This is a genomic window from Subtercola sp. PAMC28395 (assembly GCF_018889995.1).
Classification (GTDB): Bacteria; Actinomycetota; Actinomycetes; order Actinomycetales; family Microbacteriaceae; genus Subtercola.
The window spans coordinates 1,479,935-1,498,260 of record NZ_CP076547.1 but is presented as its reverse complement, the minus strand read 5'-3'; the positions used below and the strand labels follow the sequence as shown (position 1 = coordinate 1,498,260).

The 18,326-nt window shown below is 65.3% G+C and carries 16 protein-coding genes and 1 tRNA gene; 7 read left to right on the top strand and 10 right to left on the bottom strand.

Annotation, left to right across the window (positions count from 1 at the left end; genetic code table 11):
• Nucleotides 1-31: 31 nt before the first annotated feature.
• Nucleotides 32-1,234, top strand: coding sequence for a low temperature requirement protein A (locus tag KPL76_RS06920; RefSeq protein WP_216335715.1), 1,203 nt, complete (start codon nucleotides 32-34; stop codon nucleotides 1,232-1,234).
• 122 nt (nucleotides 1,235-1,356) lie between these two features.
• Here KPL76_RS06920 and KPL76_RS14875 read toward each other — a convergent pair whose 3' ends face one another.
• Complete coding sequence (locus KPL76_RS14875; RefSeq protein WP_256438730.1) at nucleotides 1,357-1,482, bottom strand: hypothetical protein; 126 nt, start codon at nucleotides 1,480-1,482, stop codon at nucleotides 1,357-1,359.
• A gap of 62 nt (nucleotides 1,483-1,544) precedes the next feature.
• Nucleotides 1,545-1,617: transfer RNA gene (locus KPL76_RS06915), tRNA-Lys, on the bottom strand.
• Nucleotides 1,618-1,711: 94 nt separating this feature from the next.
• Between KPL76_RS06915 and bcp the strand changes: the two genes are divergently transcribed.
• Entirely contained in the window at nucleotides 1,712-2,194 is a 483-nt protein-coding gene (bcp, locus tag KPL76_RS06910) for a thioredoxin-dependent thiol peroxidase (protein WP_216335714.1), read from the top strand.
• 141 nt (nucleotides 2,195-2,335) lie between these two features.
• On the opposite strand, the gene KPL76_RS06905 is transcribed toward bcp, so the two are convergent.
• Complete coding sequence (locus KPL76_RS06905) at nucleotides 2,336-2,776, bottom strand: hypothetical protein (protein WP_216335713.1); 441 nt, start codon at nucleotides 2,774-2,776, stop codon at nucleotides 2,336-2,338.
• Nucleotides 2,777-3,088: 312 nt separating this feature from the next.
• Here KPL76_RS06905 and KPL76_RS06900 point away from each other — a divergent pair, with 312 nt between their 5' ends.
• Nucleotides 3,089-3,337 (top strand): WhiB family transcriptional regulator, encoded by a 249-nt coding sequence (locus tag KPL76_RS06900; RefSeq protein ID WP_085020097.1) that lies wholly within the window; start codon nucleotides 3,089-3,091, stop codon nucleotides 3,335-3,337.
• 156 nt (nucleotides 3,338-3,493) lie between these two features.
• Here the strand turns inward: KPL76_RS06900 and KPL76_RS06895 are convergent, their stop codons facing one another.
• Entirely contained in the window at nucleotides 3,494-4,987 is a 1,494-nt protein-coding gene (locus tag KPL76_RS06895) for a sensor histidine kinase (protein ID WP_216335712.1), read from the bottom strand.
• A gap of 228 nt (nucleotides 4,988-5,215) precedes the next feature.
• On the opposite strand from KPL76_RS06895, the gene KPL76_RS06890 reads away from it, so the two are divergent.
• On the top strand, nucleotides 5,216-5,644 hold the full coding sequence (locus tag KPL76_RS06890; protein WP_216335711.1) for an Rv3235 family protein: 429 nt from the start codon (nucleotides 5,216-5,218) through the stop codon (nucleotides 5,642-5,644).
• 99 nt (nucleotides 5,645-5,743) lie between these two features.
• Here KPL76_RS06890 and secA read toward each other — a convergent pair whose 3' ends face one another.
• From secA to mtrA, 6 genes are all read right to left on the bottom strand, one after another.
• Nucleotides 5,744-8,596: a preprotein translocase subunit SecA gene (secA, locus tag KPL76_RS06885; protein WP_216335710.1), complete on the bottom strand. Its 2,853-nt coding sequence runs from the start codon at nucleotides 8,594-8,596 to the stop codon at nucleotides 5,744-5,746.
• Between the two features lie 168 nt (nucleotides 8,597-8,764).
• A complete protein-coding gene (gene hpf / locus KPL76_RS06880) occupies nucleotides 8,765-9,466 on the bottom strand; it encodes a ribosome hibernation-promoting factor, HPF/YfiA family (protein ID WP_216335709.1) in 702 nt (233 codons plus the stop codon).
• Between the two features lie 205 nt (nucleotides 9,467-9,671).
• Entirely contained in the window at nucleotides 9,672-10,385 is a 714-nt protein-coding gene (locus KPL76_RS06875) for a ComF family protein (protein WP_216335708.1), read from the bottom strand.
• A 99-nt stretch (nucleotides 10,386-10,484) separates the two neighbouring features.
• Nucleotides 10,485-12,113, bottom strand: a complete 1,629-nt coding sequence (locus KPL76_RS06870; protein ID WP_216335707.1) for a GerMN domain-containing protein — start codon at nucleotides 12,111-12,113, stop codon at nucleotides 10,485-10,487.
• 70 nt (nucleotides 12,114-12,183) lie between these two features.
• Nucleotides 12,184-13,845 carry an MtrAB system histidine kinase MtrB gene (gene mtrB, locus KPL76_RS06865; protein WP_253202213.1) on the bottom strand — a complete coding sequence of 554 codons (1,662 nt, stop codon included), beginning with the start codon at nucleotides 13,843-13,845 and terminating at the stop codon, nucleotides 12,184-12,186.
• Nucleotides 13,842-14,525, bottom strand: a complete 684-nt coding sequence (mtrA, locus tag KPL76_RS06860; protein WP_216335706.1) for an MtrAB system response regulator MtrA — start codon at nucleotides 14,523-14,525, stop codon at nucleotides 13,842-13,844. Before mtrA ends, mtrB begins: the two co-directional genes overlap by 4 nt.
• Before the next feature lie 197 nt (nucleotides 14,526-14,722).
• Here mtrA and KPL76_RS06855 point away from each other — a divergent pair, with 197 nt between their 5' ends.
• From KPL76_RS06855 to KPL76_RS06845, 3 genes are read left to right on the top strand one after another with little or no spacing between them, the layout of a single operon-like run.
• Nucleotides 14,723-16,234 carry a glycerophosphoryl diester phosphodiesterase membrane domain-containing protein gene (locus KPL76_RS06855; protein WP_216335705.1) on the top strand — a complete coding sequence of 504 codons (1,512 nt, stop codon included), beginning with the start codon at nucleotides 14,723-14,725 and terminating at the stop codon, nucleotides 16,232-16,234.
• Nucleotides 16,231-16,962, top strand: a complete 732-nt coding sequence (locus tag KPL76_RS06850; RefSeq protein ID WP_216335704.1) for a DUF4129 domain-containing protein — start codon at nucleotides 16,231-16,233, stop codon at nucleotides 16,960-16,962. Before KPL76_RS06855 ends, KPL76_RS06850 begins: the two co-directional genes overlap by 4 nt.
• Nucleotides 16,959-18,284, top strand: coding sequence for a DUF4350 domain-containing protein (locus tag KPL76_RS06845; protein WP_216335703.1), 1,326 nt, complete (start codon nucleotides 16,959-16,961; stop codon nucleotides 18,282-18,284). The genes KPL76_RS06850 and KPL76_RS06845 overlap by 4 nt, the downstream gene beginning before the upstream one ends.
• The last annotated feature ends 42 nt before the right edge of the window (nucleotides 18,285-18,326 follow it).

Below are 18,326 nucleotides of genomic sequence, written 5' to 3'. Positions count from 1 at the left end.
TATACGCTTCCTCTGACCGCTCCTTCACCGGATGCCCTCACAGGAGGTCCTCGCCATTTCGACCACACCGGCGGCTGCACACCCGGGTCGACGGGTGCACTGGCTCGAACTCTTCTTCGACCTGGTCATGGCTGCCTACATCGGCCAGATCGCCCACACCATGCACGGGGATCCGTCATGGCTTGACGCCGTGGCATTCGTCGCCTTCCTGGCGGCGGCCTGGTGGGCGTGGGTGAACGCCACCGTCACCATGAATCTGTTCGGCGTGCGCATCACGCCGTCGATCTGGGTGTCGGTGACGATCGCAATGATCGCAATCGGTGTGATGGCTGCCGCGGTTCCCGACGCGCTCGGGGAACGGGCAGCCGCGTTCGCGGTCGGCAATGCCGTGATCCGTTTGATCTGGGCCGTGCCGTGGTTCGCCAATCGACGAAAGATCGGTGTGCCCTGGTGGCGATCGGTGCTCTACAGCATTGTTCCGGCATCGTTGTGGCTGGCGTCGATCGGGGTCGCGCCACCGTGGCAGTACGCACTGTGGGCACTGGCCGTGGCGATCGAGATTGTGCTGCTCAGCTTTCTCAGTGGCCAGCAGGCGTGGCTGCAATCGGCCCTCGATGTCGATCACCTCGCAGAAAGGGTGGGCCTGCTCGTCGTGATCGTCTTCGGCGAATCGATCCTGAGCATCATCGCCGAACTGAACACGCAATGGACTGCGCTGTCGGGCCTGGCCGCCGTGCTCGGTTTTGCAGCGGTCGCGATGCTGGCCTGGATCTACTTCGGCTACGCGACCTCCGCCGTCGAGCGCGGTCTGCGACAACTGCAATTGCGCGGGAGCATCGGGGGACTCCGCGATACGGTGATGTATCTGCCGTTCCTGCTCATCGCCGGCGTCACGCTTTTCGCCTCCGCTCTCGGCACTGCGGTTGCCGAGGCCGGGCACCAGCTGCCGGCAGGAGCCGCTTTCTGCCTCAGCGCCGGTATCAGTCTGTTCTTCGTGGCCAGCACAGCCGAGTCGCTCCGTTACGGCGCCCCACGCGGCGATGTCATTCTCTGGGGGCCGGCGGGCATCCTGCTGCCCTGGGTGCTGCCATTACTCTCGGCACAGATTGATGCAGAGGCGGTGGTCGCAGTGTGTGGCGGCATCATTGCCATCATGCTCGCGCTCACTGCTTTCAACTCTCGGCGCGTGCAAGCCCGGCTCGAGACACACGCAGCCCAGGAACAACAGTCCTAGCGTCGTTCTGCTCATCTTTGTCGCTCGTGAGGCTGTCGAATCGCTCGCCGGACTGATGCCTGTGAGTGCCGACAATCCCCCGGTGGCCTGGCATTCCGGCCAGAATGCTCTTGTCGCCGTGGCTAGTGCAGCACGGCGACAACGACGAGGACCGCCGTGATCGCGGTGAGAATGCTCAGCCCGGTGGCCGTGAAGACTCTCTTGATGCCCGCGTGCGGGTCGGATTCAGCTATGTGGCTCTGGGTCATGGCGGTCTCCTTTGACCGGTCAGATGGTGCTCACAAGGTGGTGCTCAGGCAGTGATGAAAAGTGCACCCCCCCGGACTTGAACCGGGAACCCACTGATTAAGAGTCAGTTGCTCTGCCAATTGAGCTAGAGGTGCGTAGCGCTACTTTTGTGAAAGCCGAGCCGGGGATAAACACTAGCATGAGATCAGAAGGCCTGCGAACTGCCGACCGAGACGAAAGAGAATCACTGTGACAGACACCTCCGAACGCCTGGTTGCCGGTGTTCAGGCTCCCGATTTCACCCTGCCGGACGAGAACGGCTCGCCCGTCTCGCTCGCCGATTTCCGCGGATCCAAAGTCGTCGTGTACTTCTACCCTGCAGCAGGAACACCCGGCTGCACCACACAGGCCTGTGATTTTCGCGACAACATCAACTCGCTGAAGAGTGCGGGTTACCAGGTGCTCGGCGTGTCGAAAGACGAACCGGCCGCTCTCGCGAAGTTCACCGCAGAGCAGGGTCTGAACTTTCCATTGCTCTCCGACGTCGACCTCGAGGTTCACCGCGCCTATGCCGCCTGGGGCGAGAAGTCGCTGTACGGCAAGACGGTCACCGGTGTTCTGCGCTCGACGTTCGTTCTCGACGAGTCCGGCGTGGTGACCCTGGCCCTCTACAACGTGAAGGCCACTGGGCACGTGGCATCGCTCCGCAAGAAGCTCGGCATCGACTCGTAGCTGCCGAACGACGGGGTGGTTGCCCCGTCACTGCGGTCGACCCTCAATGCTGTCGACCCTCATTGCTGTCGACCCTCAATGCGGTCGACTCTCAATGCTGCCGACCCTCAATGCTGTCGACCCGTCAGTCTCGTCGAGCCCTCAGACCTCGCGACGAGTCACAGCGACCACGCTCGGCGACAGCAGAAGGGCTATGCCCACAACCGCGACGATGAGCAGGGGCCACCCGTCGGCCGGTTCACCCAGCACTCCCTGGAAGCACGCCACAGCAACCACGATCTGCAGCACCTGCCAGGTGATCCCGGCGCCGCGAATCCACGGGCGCATGCGGTACGTGCCCACCGCGATGGCCAGGAGCCACGCTCCGGCAGCGAAGATCAGCACCAGGAGCGCGACGGCCGTCGCATACGATGCCGGGGGTGAGCTGACCAACTGCACCAGCGACCAGACACCCACGCCGAGTACAGTCACCGCCTCGGCAAACAGCACAAGCGTGAGCACCAGCAGCAGAACTGGTCGCCTCACAGCGGGTTCAGGATGCCCGGATCCGGGCTCACTCGGCATGCTCTGTTGCTCAGTCATCGCCCTACACCTTCGAAAAACTCTTGATTTGCCACTACCAGTATGCGACGATGTTCGAGGTCGATTGTTGCTCACAATGTCGTGGGGGTGCGACGTGAGAATTATCCCAAGCACCCAATGCTGGTCTTTGCAGACGCACCTTCTGAGGTGCGCCGGTCGAGTCTGAGATTCGGTCACAACGCGAACATGCTGGTTCTTACCCGACCTGCAGCATCGTGTAGTGGCAAGTCAAGCAGAAGAGCGGTCGAACGAAAAACCCGAACCTGAGGTCTGCTCGACCGAAGCACCCCGCAATACCAAGGAGTACCCCCCATGGACTGGCGCGACAAAGCAGCCTGCTTGACAGCAGACCCTGAGCTCTTCTTTCCCGTCGGCAACACCGGCCCCGCAGTCGACCAGATCGACAAGGCCAAATCCGTGTGCGCCCGATGCTCCGTCACCGAGATCTGCCTGCAGTACGCGCTCGAGACCGGGCAGGATTCCGGCGTCTGGGGTGGCCTCAGCGAAGACGAGCGTCGCGCACTCAAACGCCGCGCCGCGCGCGCCCGCCGCGCCTCCTAGTACCGTCACCTGCGCCAGCCTGTCGCGCCCTGTGGCACGACGATGCTCTGGCACTGCACCGAAATTCGGGCGAACCTCAGCCTGACCCATGCGCATAGCTCTCCGGTCAGGCTGAGGTTCGTCCGTTTTATGGACGCGACAGCTCCGCTCGGTGCGTCAGCGCTTCTTGAGCCAGCGGAACGGGATCTCGATGGTCACGACAGTTCCGCTGCCCACCATGGTGTGCCAGTCGATGATCCCACCGAGTTCACCCTGGATGAGCGTGCGAACGATCTGCGTACCGAGACCCGAACCGACTTTGCCCTCAGGCAGGCCTGAACCCGTGTCGCGAACCTCCACAGTGAGGATCTCCTCGGAACGACTGGCGACGATTTCGACTTCGCCCTCCTGGCCGGCGAGGCCGTGCTCGACGGCATTCGTCACAAGCTCGGTCAGAGCGAGCGCGAGCGGAGTCGCGTACTCACTCGGCAGCACTCCGAAGCTCCCGCTGAACTTCGGATGCACGGTGGTGTTGTGAGCCGAAGCAACCTCCGTCACCAGCATGAGCACGCGTGCGAAGACAACGTCGAAGTCGACCTTCTGGCTGAGGCCCTCAGAGAGCGTGTCATGCACCACGGCAATGGCCGCCACCCGTCGCATGGCCTGCGACAGCGCATCCTTCGCATCGTCTGAGTGCGTACGTCGTGCCTGGATGCGAAGCAGCGACGCGACGGTCTGCAGGTTGTTCTTGACACGATGGTGGATCTCGCGGATCGTCGCATCTTTGGTGATCAGTTCCCGCTCGTCGTGGCGCAGTTCGGTGACATCCCGGCAGAGAACGATCGCACCGAAACGCTGGCCCTTGGTGCGGAGGGGAATCGCACGGAGCGAGACGGTGACCCCTCTGGCCTCGACGTCTGTGCGCCACGGCGCACGGCCGGTGACGACGAGTGGGAGCGACTCGTCAACCACCAGGGTTCCGCTGAGCAGCCCCGTCGTGACCTCGGCAAGAGACTGCCCTTCGAGCTCTTCACCGAAACCCATGCGGTTGAAAGCAGAGAGCCCGTTCGGGCTCGCAAACGTCACCACTCCGTCGACATCGAGGCGGATGAGACCATCGGATGCCCGGGGCGCACCCCTTCGCGGACCCGTCGGCGCCCCGAGGTCAGGAAAGTCTCCGGCGGCGATCATGGCAAAGAGATCGTTCGCACACTCGTTGAAGGTGAGCTCCTGGCGACTCGGAGTCCTGGCTTCACTGAGATTGGTGTGACGGGTGACCACCGCGATCGGCTTGTCGGTCGTGGTGGTCTCGCTGGGCGTGAGACGGCGGAGAACGGGCACGGCACGCACACGGGTGGGCGTCTCCTCGTACCAGTCCGGCGCAGCGGTGTCGACGATCTGGGCACTCTCGAACGCGTCAGTGACCTGTTTGCGCCACTCGGCCTTGACGGCCTGGCCGACGAAGTCCCGGTAGAAGAGGGTCGCCGAACTGGAGGGGCGGGCATGAGCGACGGCAACAAAACTGCCGTCGTTCGACGGCACCCACAGAACGATGTCGGCAAAAGCGAGGTCGGCGAGGAGCTGCCAGTCCCCGACCAGGAGATGGAGCCACTCGATGTCTGCTTCGGTGGAGTTGCCCTGCGCCAGGACGAGATCGCTGAGTGTGGACACAGTTCCTAGACTACGGCTCTCGCGGGCAGGCTCGATCTACCCGCACACATCTGCGCGAGCCGCAGAATCTATCCACAGAGCATGACCGGCGCTTTACAGCGGCACACGCACCTGATTGAGTTGCTTCACCCGCAGAATCGAGGAACTCTCACCACATCATGCCTCTGTCCAGAGGTGCACCCACCCAGCGTGCCTCACCACGACACGGCCACATTTCGAAAGTACACAATGAGCCAAGCACTGCCCGTCGAACGCACGCCCACGCCGATGTTCGCGGAGCGCCCGGTACCGCCGAACGCGCCGCACCCCAGCAGTCGAAACCAGAATCCGCGCGAATTCATCGAGAACCTGACACGATGCGTTCTCGAAGTCCTGGCTGGCGTACGAGATCTCGACCAGCTCGCGAGATGGGTTTCCGATGACGTCTACCGGCACCTGTCAAAACGGGTCGTACTGTCGACACGGGCCCGACAACTCAAGGGCCAGCGCTCGATTCGCCCGACTTTCACCATCGGGCGGACCCTGCTCTCCGAGCCGTGCCCAGGGGTGATCGAGGGTGTCGTCATTGTGCACGGCAAGGCCCGCAGCCGCGCAGTCGCACTGCGCGTCGAACGGCTCGGTGCACGCTGGCGAGCCAGTGCGATCACAGTGCTGTGAGGCTGCCAGGCATAGTGCGCTTCCACTGCACCGAGTAAGGCGCGCGGAGCGGAGCACCGGCCCAGGTGTACCGAACAGGTGCTCCGCGCGAGGAGGCGGCTACTTCTTCTTCGTCTGGGCTCGCCTGTCGGCACGATTCACTGCCGGAGCCGCGTTCGCAGGGGTCTTCTGACCGAATGCGCCCGTTGTGGTGGGAGCTGGCCGCGAAGGCTGCGCAGTGGCGGCCGGCGCACGACGCTGGGAAGTCGACGCCTCAGAAGAAGCGGGTGAAGCATCCTGTTGCGCTCGCTGGGCGAGTGCGGTTGCTGCCTGCTCGAGCTGGCCGCGCTGGTTTCGCACTTCGACTCCGCCCGAGTCGCTGGGAGCGGTGTAACTCAGCCCGGTCTCTTCTGCACTGCCCGTCTCGAGCCCCTTGGCCTGCACGCTCGGTGCGTCGACCGACCCCGCGGGTGTGTTGACTTCGACTTCGAGGTTGAACAGGAATCCGACGGCTTCTTCGCGGATCTGGCCCATCATCTGCTGGAAGAGCAGGTAACCCTCACGCTGGTATTCGACGAGCGGGTCACGCTGGGCCATCGCCCGCAGGCCGATGCCGTCTTTCAGGTAGTCCATCTCGTAGAGGTGGTCACGCCAACGGCGGTCGATCACGGTGAGCACGACGCGGCGTTCCAGCTCACGCATCGCAGCCTCGCCCAGCGTCTCTTCACGCTTCTGGTAGGCGAGCTTGGCGTCGGACAGAATCTCTCGGCCGACGAACTCGCGGCTGATCTTGCCCCGGCTGCCGGCCTCGGCGATGACCTCGTCGATGGAGATGGAGACGGGATACAGCGTCTTGAGCTCGGTCCACATCGCGTCGAAGTCCCAGTCGTCGCCATTTCCCTCGCCCGCGTGGGTCTCGAGCACGTCGTCGACGACGTCGTGCAGGAACTTCTGTGCCCGCTCGTGCAGATCGTCACCCTCGAGGATGTGACGGCGGTCGCTGTAGATGGCTTCGCGCTGCCGGTTGAGAACGTCGTCGTACTTGAGCACGTTCTTGCGGATCTCGGCGTTGCGGCCTTCTACCTGTGACTGGGCACTGCGGATGGCGCGTGAGACGACCTTGGACTCGATGGCCAGGTCGTCGGGCACATTGCCGCGGCCCATGAGGCTCTCTGCGGCGCCGGCGTTGAAGAGACGCATGAGGTCGTCGGTCAGGGAGAGATAGAAGCGGCTCTCGCCCGGGTCACCCTGGCGACCGCTGCGGCCTCTCAGCTGGTTGTCGATACGACGCGACTCGTGGCGCTCGGTGCCGAGCACGTAGAGGCCGCCTGCTTCGACGACCTTCTCCGCCTCCTCTTCGACCCCGGCCTTGACCTCGGCGAAGACGTCGTCCCAGGCGAGCTCGTATTCCTCTGGGGTGTCGACCGGGCTGAGTCCGCGTGCGTTCATCTGGGCGACAGCGAGGAACTCGGTGTTGCCGCCGAGCATGATGTCCGTGCCACGGCCTGCCATGTTCGTCGCAACAGTCACCGCGCCGAGGCGGCCTGCCTGGGCGATGATCGCGGCCTCGCGGGCGTGGTTCTTCGCGTTCAGCACTTCGTGCCGCACGCCCTTCTTTGCCAGGAGCCTGGAGAGGTACTCACTCTTTTCGACACTCGTCGTGCCCACCAGAACGGGCTGGCCGGTCTCGTGACGCTTGACGATGTCTTCGACGACCTGCTCGAACTTCGCCTGTTCGTTCTTGTACACGAGGTCAGGCTGGTCTTTGCGCTGCATGGGCCGGTTGGTCGGAATCGCAACCACTCCGAGCTTGTACGTTCCGTTGAACTCAGCGGCTTCGGTCTCGGCTGTACCGGTCATGCCGGCGAGCTTGTCATAGAGACGGAAGTAGTTCTGCAGCGTCACCGTGGCAAGAGTCTGGTTCTCAGCCTTGACGACGACGCCCTCTTTGGCCTCGATCGCCTGGTGGATTCCCTCGTTGTACCGCCGGCCGGCGAGAATGCGGCCGGTGTGCTCGTCGACGATGAGGACCTCGCCGTTCATCACGACGTAGTCCTTGTCTTTCTTGAAGAGCGCAGATGCCTTGAGCGAGTTGTTGAGGAACGAGATGAGCGGAGTATTGGCGGATTCGTAGAGGTTGTCGATGCCGAGGTAGTCCTCGACCTTCTCGATGCCGGGCTCGAGAATACCGACCGTGCGCTTCTTCTCGTCGATCTCGTAGTCTTCGTCGGCCACGAGGCGGGTCGCGATCGAGGCGAACTCTGTGAACCACCTGTTGGCCTCGCCCGAGGCCGGCCCCGAGATGATGAGGGGCGTGCGGGCCTCGTCGATCAGGATGCTGTCGACCTCGTCGACAATGGCGAAGTAGTGGCCCCGCTGAACCATGTCGGAGGCCTGCCAGGCCATGTTGTCACGCAGGTAGTCGAAGCCGAACTCGTTGTTGGTGCCGTAGGTGATGTCAGAGGCGTACTGTTCGCGTCGCTCTGCCGGAGTCTGGCCACTGAGGATGACACCCGTCGTCATGCCGAGCGCGCGGAACACCCGCCCCATGAGTTCACTCTGGTAGTTGGCAAGGTAGTCGTTGACGGTGACGATGTGCACACCCTCGCCCGCAATGGCATTCAGGTAGGCCGGAAGCGTTGCGACGAGGGTCTTGCCTTCACCGGTCTTCATCTCGGCGATGTTGCCGAGGTGCAGCGCTGCTCCACCCATGAGTTGCACGTCGAAGTGGCGGAGACCCAACGTTCGCCGTGACGCCTCGCGGACCGCCGCAAACGCCTCTGGCAGCAGGTGGTCGAGGCTCTCGCCCTCTGCAAACCTCTCGCGCAGCCGCGGGGTCTCTTCTCTGAGCTCGTCGTCGCTCAGATGAGTGAAATCTTCTTCCAGCGCATTGATTGCCTTTGCGTAGTTCTCGAGGCGACGGAGTACCCGACCCTCACCGACTCGGAGAACCTTTTCCAGAACTGAAGCCACAATAAATCTCCTACCGAACCAGCCATGATCCAGCCGGTAATCATAGCAATACTAGTTGTCGTAGCTGAACGCCCACGGGACGGCAGAGCACTGGGGGCACAGCAACCGTGTCGCTGTGCCCCCAGGCGTTCTGCGGCGACCCTTCATCGAGGGTCGTGTGGGCCGGCCCTAGGAGAAGACCCGCTCGGCTTGACGACTTTCAGCCGGCAGCTCAGCAGAGGCGCTGTCGTCGAGGCCGATCACTCCGTAATCCCAGCCCTTCCGGCGGTAGACAACGCTCGGACGCTGTGTCTCAGCGTCGATGAACAGGTAGAAATCGTGCCCCACCAACTCCATCAGATACAGAGCGTCATCAACAGTCATGGGAGCCGCGGCGAAGACCTTCTTGCGGATCACCACGGGCGACCAGGCTTCTTCGGTCTCTTCCGCCTCTGCGGCTGCCGGCTGCACCGGCATTGTGCCCGTCGCGGCCCGAGCCAGAACATCCGCCTCGGCGGGAACCACATCGATGCCGCTGAAGTCGGCTGCGCTGGCTTCACGCAGCGAGACGGGCCGGTGCTGGCCGCGGTGGGTCTTCTTTCGATCTTTCGCGCGGCGCAATCGCTCGAGCAGCTTTGCGATCGCCAGATCGAAGGCAACGTACTTGTCAGAGCCGGCACTCTCGGCCCTCACTATCGGGCCAGGACCGATGAGTGTGAGTTCCACCCGGTCGTCACCACCCGAGGTGTTCGCCGAACTGTGGCGGCAGACTTTGACTTCAAGCGCGAGAGCACGATCCGCAAGGTGTTCGACCTTTTCGGCTTTCTCAGTTGCATAACTGCGGAACCGATCGGTGATTCCTAGGTTGCGGCCCGTGATGTTGATCTCCATGGCGATCTCCTAGTCTGAAAAGACACGCCGCCCTGGGGTCAAAGCGAGTTCTTCCGCGCCTTTTCCCCCACCGTAGTCGCGTCTGCACGCATCTGTCACTCGCGGGTTTGCTCTCTGGCTCGAGATCGCCGTGTTCCTGCCGATCCCGTGTCGTGAAGATGACGAACCGCCGAGAATCCGCTGCGGCTTTCTGTGTGTGCGAGTGTCACTGCTCCCAGACCGAAGCGCCAACCGCGTTCAGCACCCTCCGGCACTCGAGCAGAGTCGCCCCGGTGGTGATCACGTCGTCCACCAGCAGAAAATGCTGCCCCTCGAGGGAGCCTCCCGAGAAACGCCTGCGAAGCCCGAGAGCACCGTGCAGATTCTGGCGACGGGCGGCAACTCCGAGCCCGGCCTGGTCGGCGATGGCCGAGCGTACCCGAAGTGTGGCTACCAGAGGCGCTGCACGGTTTGCGCGGAATGCGCCTCCTCTGCGTGCGCGGTCAGCGAGAAGTTCGACCGGGTTGTAGCCGCGCTTTCGGTATGCCGCCCCAGACGAGGGAGCGACGGTGAGGTGAAGTATCTCGCCCGGCGGGAGCCTCGCTCGGGTCTCGGTGTATGCACGCCAGAGTGCCGGCGTGAGCGTGTTCGCCAGGGCTCTCGACACATCGGTGCGACCCGACTCCTTCAGCCCGGAAAGCAGGCTCGACACGACTCCCTGGTACGGGACGGCGGACCAGACCGCCAAGGGGGGTGCGCCCGGCTCTTCGACACTGAGGCGTGTCACTTCGCCATCGCCGCTCGCGAGCGCGGTGACACACGCCCTGCACACGGAGCGGTCGGGCGCGCCGCAGCCGGCGCAGGCGACCGGAAGCACGACCGCAAGGGCCGCGGCCACTGCTTCGGAGAGGGTGCGGGCGATGTGTCGGAGAACGGTCATGCCGTAATCCTCAGCAGCTGGGACACCCGATCAGCGCTCGGGCCATCGCTCTGTGTAGACCTGACGAAGAATTCGGATTGTGGAGGACAGACGCGCGACTCAGGTCTGCGTGGCGAGGAAGGAGATTCCCTTGGAGATCGTCTGCCAGCCACTGCCGCGCTGCTGCTGCAGATCCCCTGCCGAGGTGAGGAGCCAGAGCCCGTCGAGACTGTTGCCGCCACTCAGGGTCGTGGCGTTGCTCGGCACCCCGAGATTGCTCGAGATACCTCCGATCTGCTGTACCACAACGCGGTCGTCGCCGCTTGGCGAAACGGTGAGGGAGGCGACGTCGGTCTGGTCGACCCAGGTGGCATCGACCGGCGCCCCCGGGCCCGACGCGAGGACCAGCGGGTCACCGAGCCGCTGGGGCACTCCGTCTTTGTCGCGGATGATCGCGGCGACGATGAGGCTCGGCATACCGTCGGCCTCGGTGAAGGCGAGCACCCGCGTTCCGTCGCGTGAGACGTCGAGGGAGACGATGTTCGATGCGCCGTTCCAGTTCACGACGACGGAGTGGGTCGAGCCATCCTTTCCGTAGGCCTGCACTGCATTCGGGCTGCCGGCGGGAACCGACCAGACATAGCCCGCGGGGTCGAGCGACGGCGCGAGGAGGCCCGCCCGGGCATCCACCAGCACCGGGTCGTTGCCGCCGGGTTGCACCGCATACACGCCGGCAGCGGTTCCCACGGCGAAGACTCCCGACGACGAGGTCGCCGACAACGGGCCGAGTGCCTGGATCTTGTCATTGACCGACCCGATGGGCACGACGGCGTTGTTCGACAGGTAGCCGAAAGCCCCGGAGAGCTGCACCAGGGCCTTGTTGTCGACCAGTGGCGTGGTGATCGGTGGGGTGCCGGGCACGACTGTCACCGGGCTCTGGTTCACTGATATCGACACGCTGGCGACCGAGGCCACGCTGCCGAGGCTCTCATCGAGCTGGTACTGCATGCGCTGCAACGACACCTGCGACTGCGAGAGCACCTGGCTCGAGAGCGGAACATTCGCTGTACCGGAGTCGACGACCACAGGAGACGCCTCCGTTCCATCGGGGAAGGCCGTCACGACGGCCCCCTGCCCGAGCCACGGAGCCGGGCCAGCGAGCAGCGCTCGCACGACCCGCGTGCTGGTGGTTGTGTCTTTGGCGAACCAACGCACGTCGGGTACGAGGTACGTGTATGTCGGGTCGTAGAAGTACAGCGGGTGCGAGCTGAAGACCTGGTTGAAGCGCAGCTGCTCGAGAATGATCCCAGGGTTCGCGGTGTTGATGCGCCACTGGCCGTTCTCCTGCACGAAGGTGAACGGGAGGGTCACCGACGCGGCCGAGACGCTCTCTTTGTACTCGCCGGTCTGGTCGACCTCGGCTCTCGGGCTGACCGTGACCGACATACTCGTGTCTGAATTCGGCGTGAGCACGGGCTGGTTCGAGGTGATCAGAACGCCGGCATCGGGATCCCACTGTTTCGAGAGATCGGTCGTGAGGTACTCGCGGGCGATTTCGTAGTTCTTCTGCGGGCTCGCGGCGGCCTGCAGGAACCCGTTCAGTATCTGCGTCTGGTTCGCGCCCGGTGCAGGCCCGGCAGGCAGCAGGATGACGTCGTTGTCGTTGGGCGTCGCGCTGACCTCCTGGGCGTGCACACTGCCGCTGTCAGGGATGCCCGTGCAGCCCGCAAGCGCGAGAACGCCGCTCATCAGAGCGACCGCGGCTATCGAAAGCCGGAGTCTGCCCTTCCGTTCACTTCTGCGCGACATTCTTCGTTGTTCAGACATCTCGGTGGCTCCCCTCCACGTCGGTATGACCAGAGGGCATCGGGATCGGCGAGCTCTCGAGGCGCTGCCCGCGCACGCGGGGCAGGGTGAGCCGGAACATGCTGCCCTCCCCCGATTGTGACCACACCTCGAGCCAGCCATGATGAAGAGCGGCGTCCTCTAACGAGATGGCAAGGCCCAGCCCTGTGCCGCCGATCGTTCGTTTGCGCGACGGGTCTGCCCGCCAGAAACGCTCGAAGACCCGCTCGGCGTCGGCCGCGGTCATCCCGATGCCGTGGTCGCGGACCGCCAGGGCGATCGCTGAAACGGTGCTGTCGATGGAGACGTCGATCGGCCGGCCCTCGCCGTGTTCGATCGCGTTGCCGAGCAGGTTGCCGATGATCCGGCGGATGCGGCGGGCATCGAGGTCCACGTCGACGTACCCGCCCGGCGTCTCGAGCCGGATGAGCGTTCCGGTCGACTCGGCAAGGGGGCGCATCTGCTCGATCGTGTCTTCAGTGAGGTGCACCAGGCTCGTCGGCTCGATGTTCAGGTCGGCGGATCCCGCATCGAAGCGGCTGATCTCGAGGAGATCGTTCAGAAGCGATTCGAAGCGCACCGTCTGCGTGTGCAGGAGTTCCGCCGTGCGCCCGATGGCCGGCTCGAACGATTCGCGGTGGTCGAAGAGCACGTCGCCGGCGAGACGGATGGTGGTCAGGGGCGTTCGCAGCTCGTGCGAGACGTCGGAGACGAACCGTTGCTGCAGCTGCGAGAGCTCGGCGAGCTGGGTGATCTGGCCCTGCATGCTGTCGGCCATTCCGTTGAACGAGCGCGCGAGGGTGGCGATGATGTCTTCGCCCTTCTCCGGGATCCTCACTTCGAGCTGCCCGGCGGCGAGCTTCTCACTGGTCTCGGCGGCGACACGGATGGGGTCGATCACCAGGCGCACGATGACCCAGGCCACGAGGGCGATCAACAGGGTGAGCAGGAGGCCTGCGATCCACAGCGTCTGCTGCACGAAGCGGAGTGTCTGGTCGGAGTCGGCGAGGTTGTAGCCGAGATAGAGCTGGTACTGCCCCGCGCCCGGGATCGTGAGCGGAGTGCCGACGATGATGCCGGGCTCCGTGCCACCCGAGCCGTTGTCGAGCGCAACCGACTGCCAGTACTGGGTCTGCGTGCCGGCTCCGTCGGTCACTTCACGCCGGAGCTCGGAGGAGATGACCCCGTCGACGGTGAGTGCCGGGCTTGCGAACGGCAGAAAGGTCGTAGCACTCTGGTCCTGCCCGGGCGCTGCGTAGATCGCGATGAGCCGCGACGATGACGACGCCCTGATGCTGGTCTGGGCCGAGTCGAGGAGCGTACTCGCCGAGGACTCGTTGGTGGAGTCGGCCGCATCGAAGATCGACTGCGCCGCCGTCGCCGCGCGGTTCGAGTCGAGAAGCACCTGGCTCAGCCTCGACTGGAAGAGGTCGTTGCCGATACTGACCGAGGTGTAGATTCCCGCGCCCAGAAGCGCCACCGTGGTGAGCGTGATGGTGATGATGATGGTGCGGAACTGGAGCGAACTGCGCCACGCCACCGAAAGCTGCCGTGGCCAGGCGCGCCATTCTCTCGCGAGGAACGGCCCGATGTGGCTGCGCCTCACCAGCTGCGGCGAGGTGCGCGTCGTGGTCACACCACAGCGCCCGCGCGATAGCCGATGCCACGCACCGTCATGACGATCGCCGGGTTGTCTGGATCTTCTTCGACCTTCGCCCGGAGCCGCTGCACGTGGACGTTCACGAGCCGGGTGTCGGCCTTGTAGTGGTATCCCCACACCTGCTCGAGCAGCATCTCGCGCGTGAAGACCTGCTGGGGTTTCGCAGCGAGGGCGTGCAGCAGATCGAACTCGAGGGGCGTGAGGTTGATGCGCCCGGCGCCCCGCCTGACCTCGTGGCCCTGCACGTCGAGTTCGAGATCACCGATGCGCAGCGAGTCGCTGTTCGACGGCTGGGGTGTCTGGCGAAGCCGAGTACGGATTCGCGCCACCAGCTCCTTCGGGTTGAAGGGTTTCACGATGTAGTCGTCCGCGCCCGACTCGAGCCCCTTGACCACATCTGTCGTGTCGGACTTGGCCGTCAGCATGATGATCGGAATGCCCGATTCGGCGCGGATCTGCGTGCACACCTCGATGCCGTCTAGGCCGGGGAGCATCAGGTCGAGCAGCACGAGGTCGGGCTTCGACGAGGTGAAGGCGGCGAACGCCTCAGAACCGTCGGCGCAGAAGACGGGCTCGAAGTTCTCGGTTCGCAGAACGATGCCGATCATCTCGGCGAGCGCGGGGTCGTCGTCGACCACCAGTATGCGAGCATCCATGGGTGTAAGAGTACTGGAGGGTTGCCGAAACCATCCTGCACGCCGACGGATGATCGGCAGGGCATTCGCGGTCACCATCCAGTTGAGCTAAACTCATCTGGTGTTGCGGTCATGTTGTGTGTGGGCAGATTGTGCGAGCATGATGCGAAGGGCTGGGGTTGTGCGCAACCGGACGCCAGGAACGTGAGGATTCACCGGTGAGCGAGAACCCCCCGAGCGGCGCGCCCCAGGGCGAGAACCAGGCGCCGCCGATCGTGCCTGCGCCTGCGCCTCCCGCTGCAGCCGAGCCGGCGGCAGCAGCACCACCAGCACCACCAGCACCCGTGCAGCAGGCGGCTCCGGTTCCACCGGTTCCACCCGTTCCGCCCGTACAACCGATGTATGGCCAGTACGCGCCGCCGCAGACTCCCCCGGGGCCGCACGCTCCGCCAGCCCTACCGGCATACGGGCAGTACGCGCCCCCGCCGCCATTTGGGCAGCCCGCTTCGCCCCCTCCGGCTTATGGGCAGTATGCACCCCCGGCCTATGGCTCTCCGCCCGCCTCTGGCGCACCGCCGGTCTACGGCGCCCCACCGATATACGGGCAGCCGGCATACGGCCAGCCGGCGTATGGGCAAGCTGCGCAACCTGCGGCGCCGCAGCCCGGCCAGCAGTGGGCGCCACCGCCCAAGCCCGGGCTCGTGCCGCTGCGACCGCTCGGCTTCGGCACACTGCTGGGTTCGCCGTTCCAGGTGCTGCGGCGCAACACAGGGCCGACGGTCGGGAGTGCCCTGATCATCCAGTTCATCATCTACCTGGTCACCGGGGTGATCATCGGCGGCGCCGTGCTGCTGGCCGTCACGCGGATCAACCAGGCCTCGGCGAGCGACCAGGACGCGATCGCTGCCGGGTCGACGGTGATCATTCTGCTGTCGACGATCATTCCCCTGGCCGTCGGGCTGGTGGCGAGCGCTCTGCTGCAGGGCATCCTCGTCATCGAGGTCTCGCGCGAGGTGCTCGGCGAGAAACGCCGGCTCGGCGAACTGTGGCGCGCGGCCGGCAAGCGAGTGTGGCCGCTGCTGCTCTGGACCCTGCTCGAGGGCGCAGCGATCGTCGTGGTGCTCGTGGTGGTGATCGGCGTGATCGTGCTGCTGGCAAGCCTCGGCACCGTCGGGATCGTGCTCTCGGTGGTGGTCGGCATCGTCGGGTTCTTCGGGCTTCTGGCCCTCGCGGTGTGGCTCGGAACGAAGTTCGCTCTCGTGCCGTGTGCGATCGTTCTCGAGAGAATGACCGTGCGCCAGGCCATGGTGCGGTCGTGGCGCCTGACCTCGCGCTCGTTCTGGAAGACCTTCGGCGTGCTGATCCTCGTCAACGTGATCATGTACTTCGCGGCCCAGCTGGTTTCCACACCTGTCGCCTTTCTGCTCAGCCTCGGTTTCAACCTCGTCGACCCCAACGGCGCCAGCACCTCGACGGGCACGTCGACAGCCGGTCTCTCGAGTGCTGAACTCACGAACTTCGTCGTCACGTACCTGGTGCTCGGCGTCGTGCAACTCGTCGTTGGGGCGATCACTGCGGTGGTGCAGGCCGCTGCGGTCTCGCTGGTCTACATCGACCTGCGCATCCGCAAGGAGGGCCTCGACCTCGAGCTCATCCGGTTCGTGGAGGCGCGGCAGGCCGGGCTGGCGGCAGCGAACGATGACCCGTTCCTGGTGACCGGGCGGCAATGACCGTGGGGGTGTCGGCGGGTCTTTGCGCCGCAGTCAGTGCCACGGGCGCCACCAGTGCGCCCACTGCGGCAGTCACCGCGGCTTTTGAACCACTGGGCCCGAGTGCTCCCGACGCACGGCAGTGGCTGCTCACGGAGCTGGCAAAGCCGGAATACGAGGCCGCCAAACCGAGCTGGCTCGACCGGGCATCCGAAGGATTTCTGAACTGGCTGTCGTCGCTGGTGGTGCCCTCCGACGGAAATCTCGGTGGGTTTCTCCCCGCCGTCGTGCTCGTGATCGTGATCGCGCTCGTGGTCATCGCCTTCATCGTGTTCGGCCGGCCCCGGCTCGCGCGAAAGATGGCGGCAGACCAGACCGCGCTCTTCGGATCTCGAGACCTGCGATCCTCGGCGCAACTTCGTGCATCGGCTGCGGCCGCCGCCGACGCTGGCGACTACCGCACGGCGCTCGAGGAGCTCTACCGCGCCCTGGCCCGCCGCCAGGCGGAACGCACGATCGTGCGACTCACCCCCGGTACGACGGCCCACGGGTTCGCGGCCCAGGCCTCGGAGTGCTACCCGATGCACGCCGCGGGGCTCGCGCAGGCCGCCCGAACCTTCGACGACGTGCGGTATCTCGGCGGGGCGGCGACGCGCGAGGCATACCTGCAGCTGGTCGCGCTGGAGAAAGAGCTCCGTGACCGGCCACCCGTCTCCCGGCAGCCGGTGCCGGAGCGGGTGCTGCAGTGACGACGACGGATGATCGTCCCTCCGCGATCGGCGGCGCGGGTGCGGGCGGCATGCCTCCGGGCGGTGCGCCCCAGGGTGGTGAGCCCGCCGGCGCTTCCAGCGGTGTGCCCGGCGCCAGAAACGCACGCAGGAACGGCGGGGCCGAGGTTGCCTCGCCGGGCATCCGTGCCTCGCTGCGAAGCTCGAGCTTCTGGATCGTCGCCGGCATCCTGGTGCTGGCTGCCAGCGTGGTTCTGTTGTTGGTGAAGGGCATCTCGGGCACGGCGAGCTCTGCACCCCTGTCGATCGACAGTGCGGCGCCTGCGGGGAGCAGGGCACTGGCCGAAGTGCTGCGGCAGCACGGCGTGACCGTGACGGCTGCGCATTCGCTGGCCGAGGCACAGAAGGCCGCCACCGGCGATTCGACGGTGCTGATCTACGACCCCGACCAGCTGCTGCCGGGCGACCGGTACGCGGACGCCGCAGCCCTGGGGAGCCGACTTGTGCTCGTGGAGCCCGATGTGTTCGAACTCGAGGCGCTCGCGCCGACCATCGCTGCTGCGGGGGCTCCTGACTTCGCGGGCTCAGACAACGCCACGCTGAGTGCCCAGTGCGAGTTGCCCGCTGCACGCTCTGCCGGCACGATCAGCGTGTCGGGGACGACGTACCGCGCGGTCGGGGAAACGGCGGTGACGGAATCCTGCTTCCCGTCGTTCGGCACGTCGTACTCACTCGTGCGGGCCGGATCGGTGACGGTGCTGGGTGCGCCGGAAGTGCTCGACAACGGGCACATCACGCTCGCCGGCAACGCAGCGCTGGCTGTCGGGCTCCTGGGCACGAGCAGCAGCGTGGTCTGGTACACACCGTCGGCGGCCGATGTCACGGCGAACGGGCCGCCCTCCCTCGGCGCCCTGACACCGGGCTGGGTGACGCCGGCGCTCAGCCTACTCGTGCTCGTCTTCGTTGCGGGGGCCGTGTGGCGCGGGCGGCGACTCGGTCCGGTGGTTGTGGAGAACCTGCCCGTGATCGTCCGGGCCAGCGAGACCATCGGCGGTCGAGCGAGGCTCTATGCGCGGTCGGGCGCCAGAACGCACGCCCTCGATGCCCTCCGAATCGGCACGAGTACACGCCTGGCCGTGATGCTCGGATTGCCTAGGACGGCACCGCTCGAATTGATCATCACGCAGTGCTCGGCGGTCACGGGTATGCCGGCGACCGAGGTCGCGGCGACGCTGGTGAACCAGCTGCCGGGCTCTGAGGGCGATCTGGTCGAACTCGCGCAGCGTCTCGCGGGCCTCGAAGGGGCCGTGCGCGCGTCGCTGGGGCTCGGAGGGCCGTCATGATGCACTCCACCCGTCTACTCGCGCGCCATTCCTTCCGTCTGC

What these genes read in the sequence shown, in the direction of transcription:
- KPL76_RS06875 (WP_216335708.1), bottom strand. Translation starts at nt 10,385, where the DNA reads ATGACCGTTCTCCGACACATCGCCCGCACCCTCTCCGAAGCAGTGGCC.
- KPL76_RS06900 (WP_085020097.1), top strand. Translation starts at nt 3,089, where the DNA reads ATGGACTGGCGCGACAAAGCAGCCTGCTTGACAGCAGACCCTGAGCTC.
- mtrA (WP_216335706.1), bottom strand. Translation starts at nt 14,525, where the DNA reads ATGGATGCTCGCATACTGGTGGTCGACGACGACCCCGCGCTCGCCGAG.
- KPL76_RS06850 (WP_216335704.1), top strand. Translation starts at nt 16,231, where the DNA reads ATGACCGTGGGGGTGTCGGCGGGTCTTTGCGCCGCAGTCAGTGCCACG.
- KPL76_RS06870 (WP_216335707.1), bottom strand. Translation starts at nt 12,113, where the DNA reads ATGAGCGGCGTTCTCGCGCTTGCGGGCTGCACGGGCATCCCTGACAGC.
- KPL76_RS06905 (WP_216335713.1), bottom strand. Translation starts at nt 2,776, where the DNA reads ATGACTGAGCAACAGAGCATGCCGAGTGAGCCCGGATCCGGGCATCCT.
- hpf (WP_216335709.1), bottom strand. Translation starts at nt 9,466, where the DNA reads ATGGAGATCAACATCACGGGCCGCAACCTAGGAATCACCGATCGGTTC.
- KPL76_RS06890 (WP_216335711.1), top strand. Translation starts at nt 5,216, where the DNA reads ATGAGCCAAGCACTGCCCGTCGAACGCACGCCCACGCCGATGTTCGCG.
- KPL76_RS06920 (WP_216335715.1), top strand. Translation starts at nt 32, where the DNA reads ATGCCCTCACAGGAGGTCCTCGCCATTTCGACCACACCGGCGGCTGCA.
- KPL76_RS14875 (WP_256438730.1), bottom strand. Translation starts at nt 1,482, where the DNA reads ATGACCCAGAGCCACATAGCTGAATCCGACCCGCACGCGGGCATCAAG.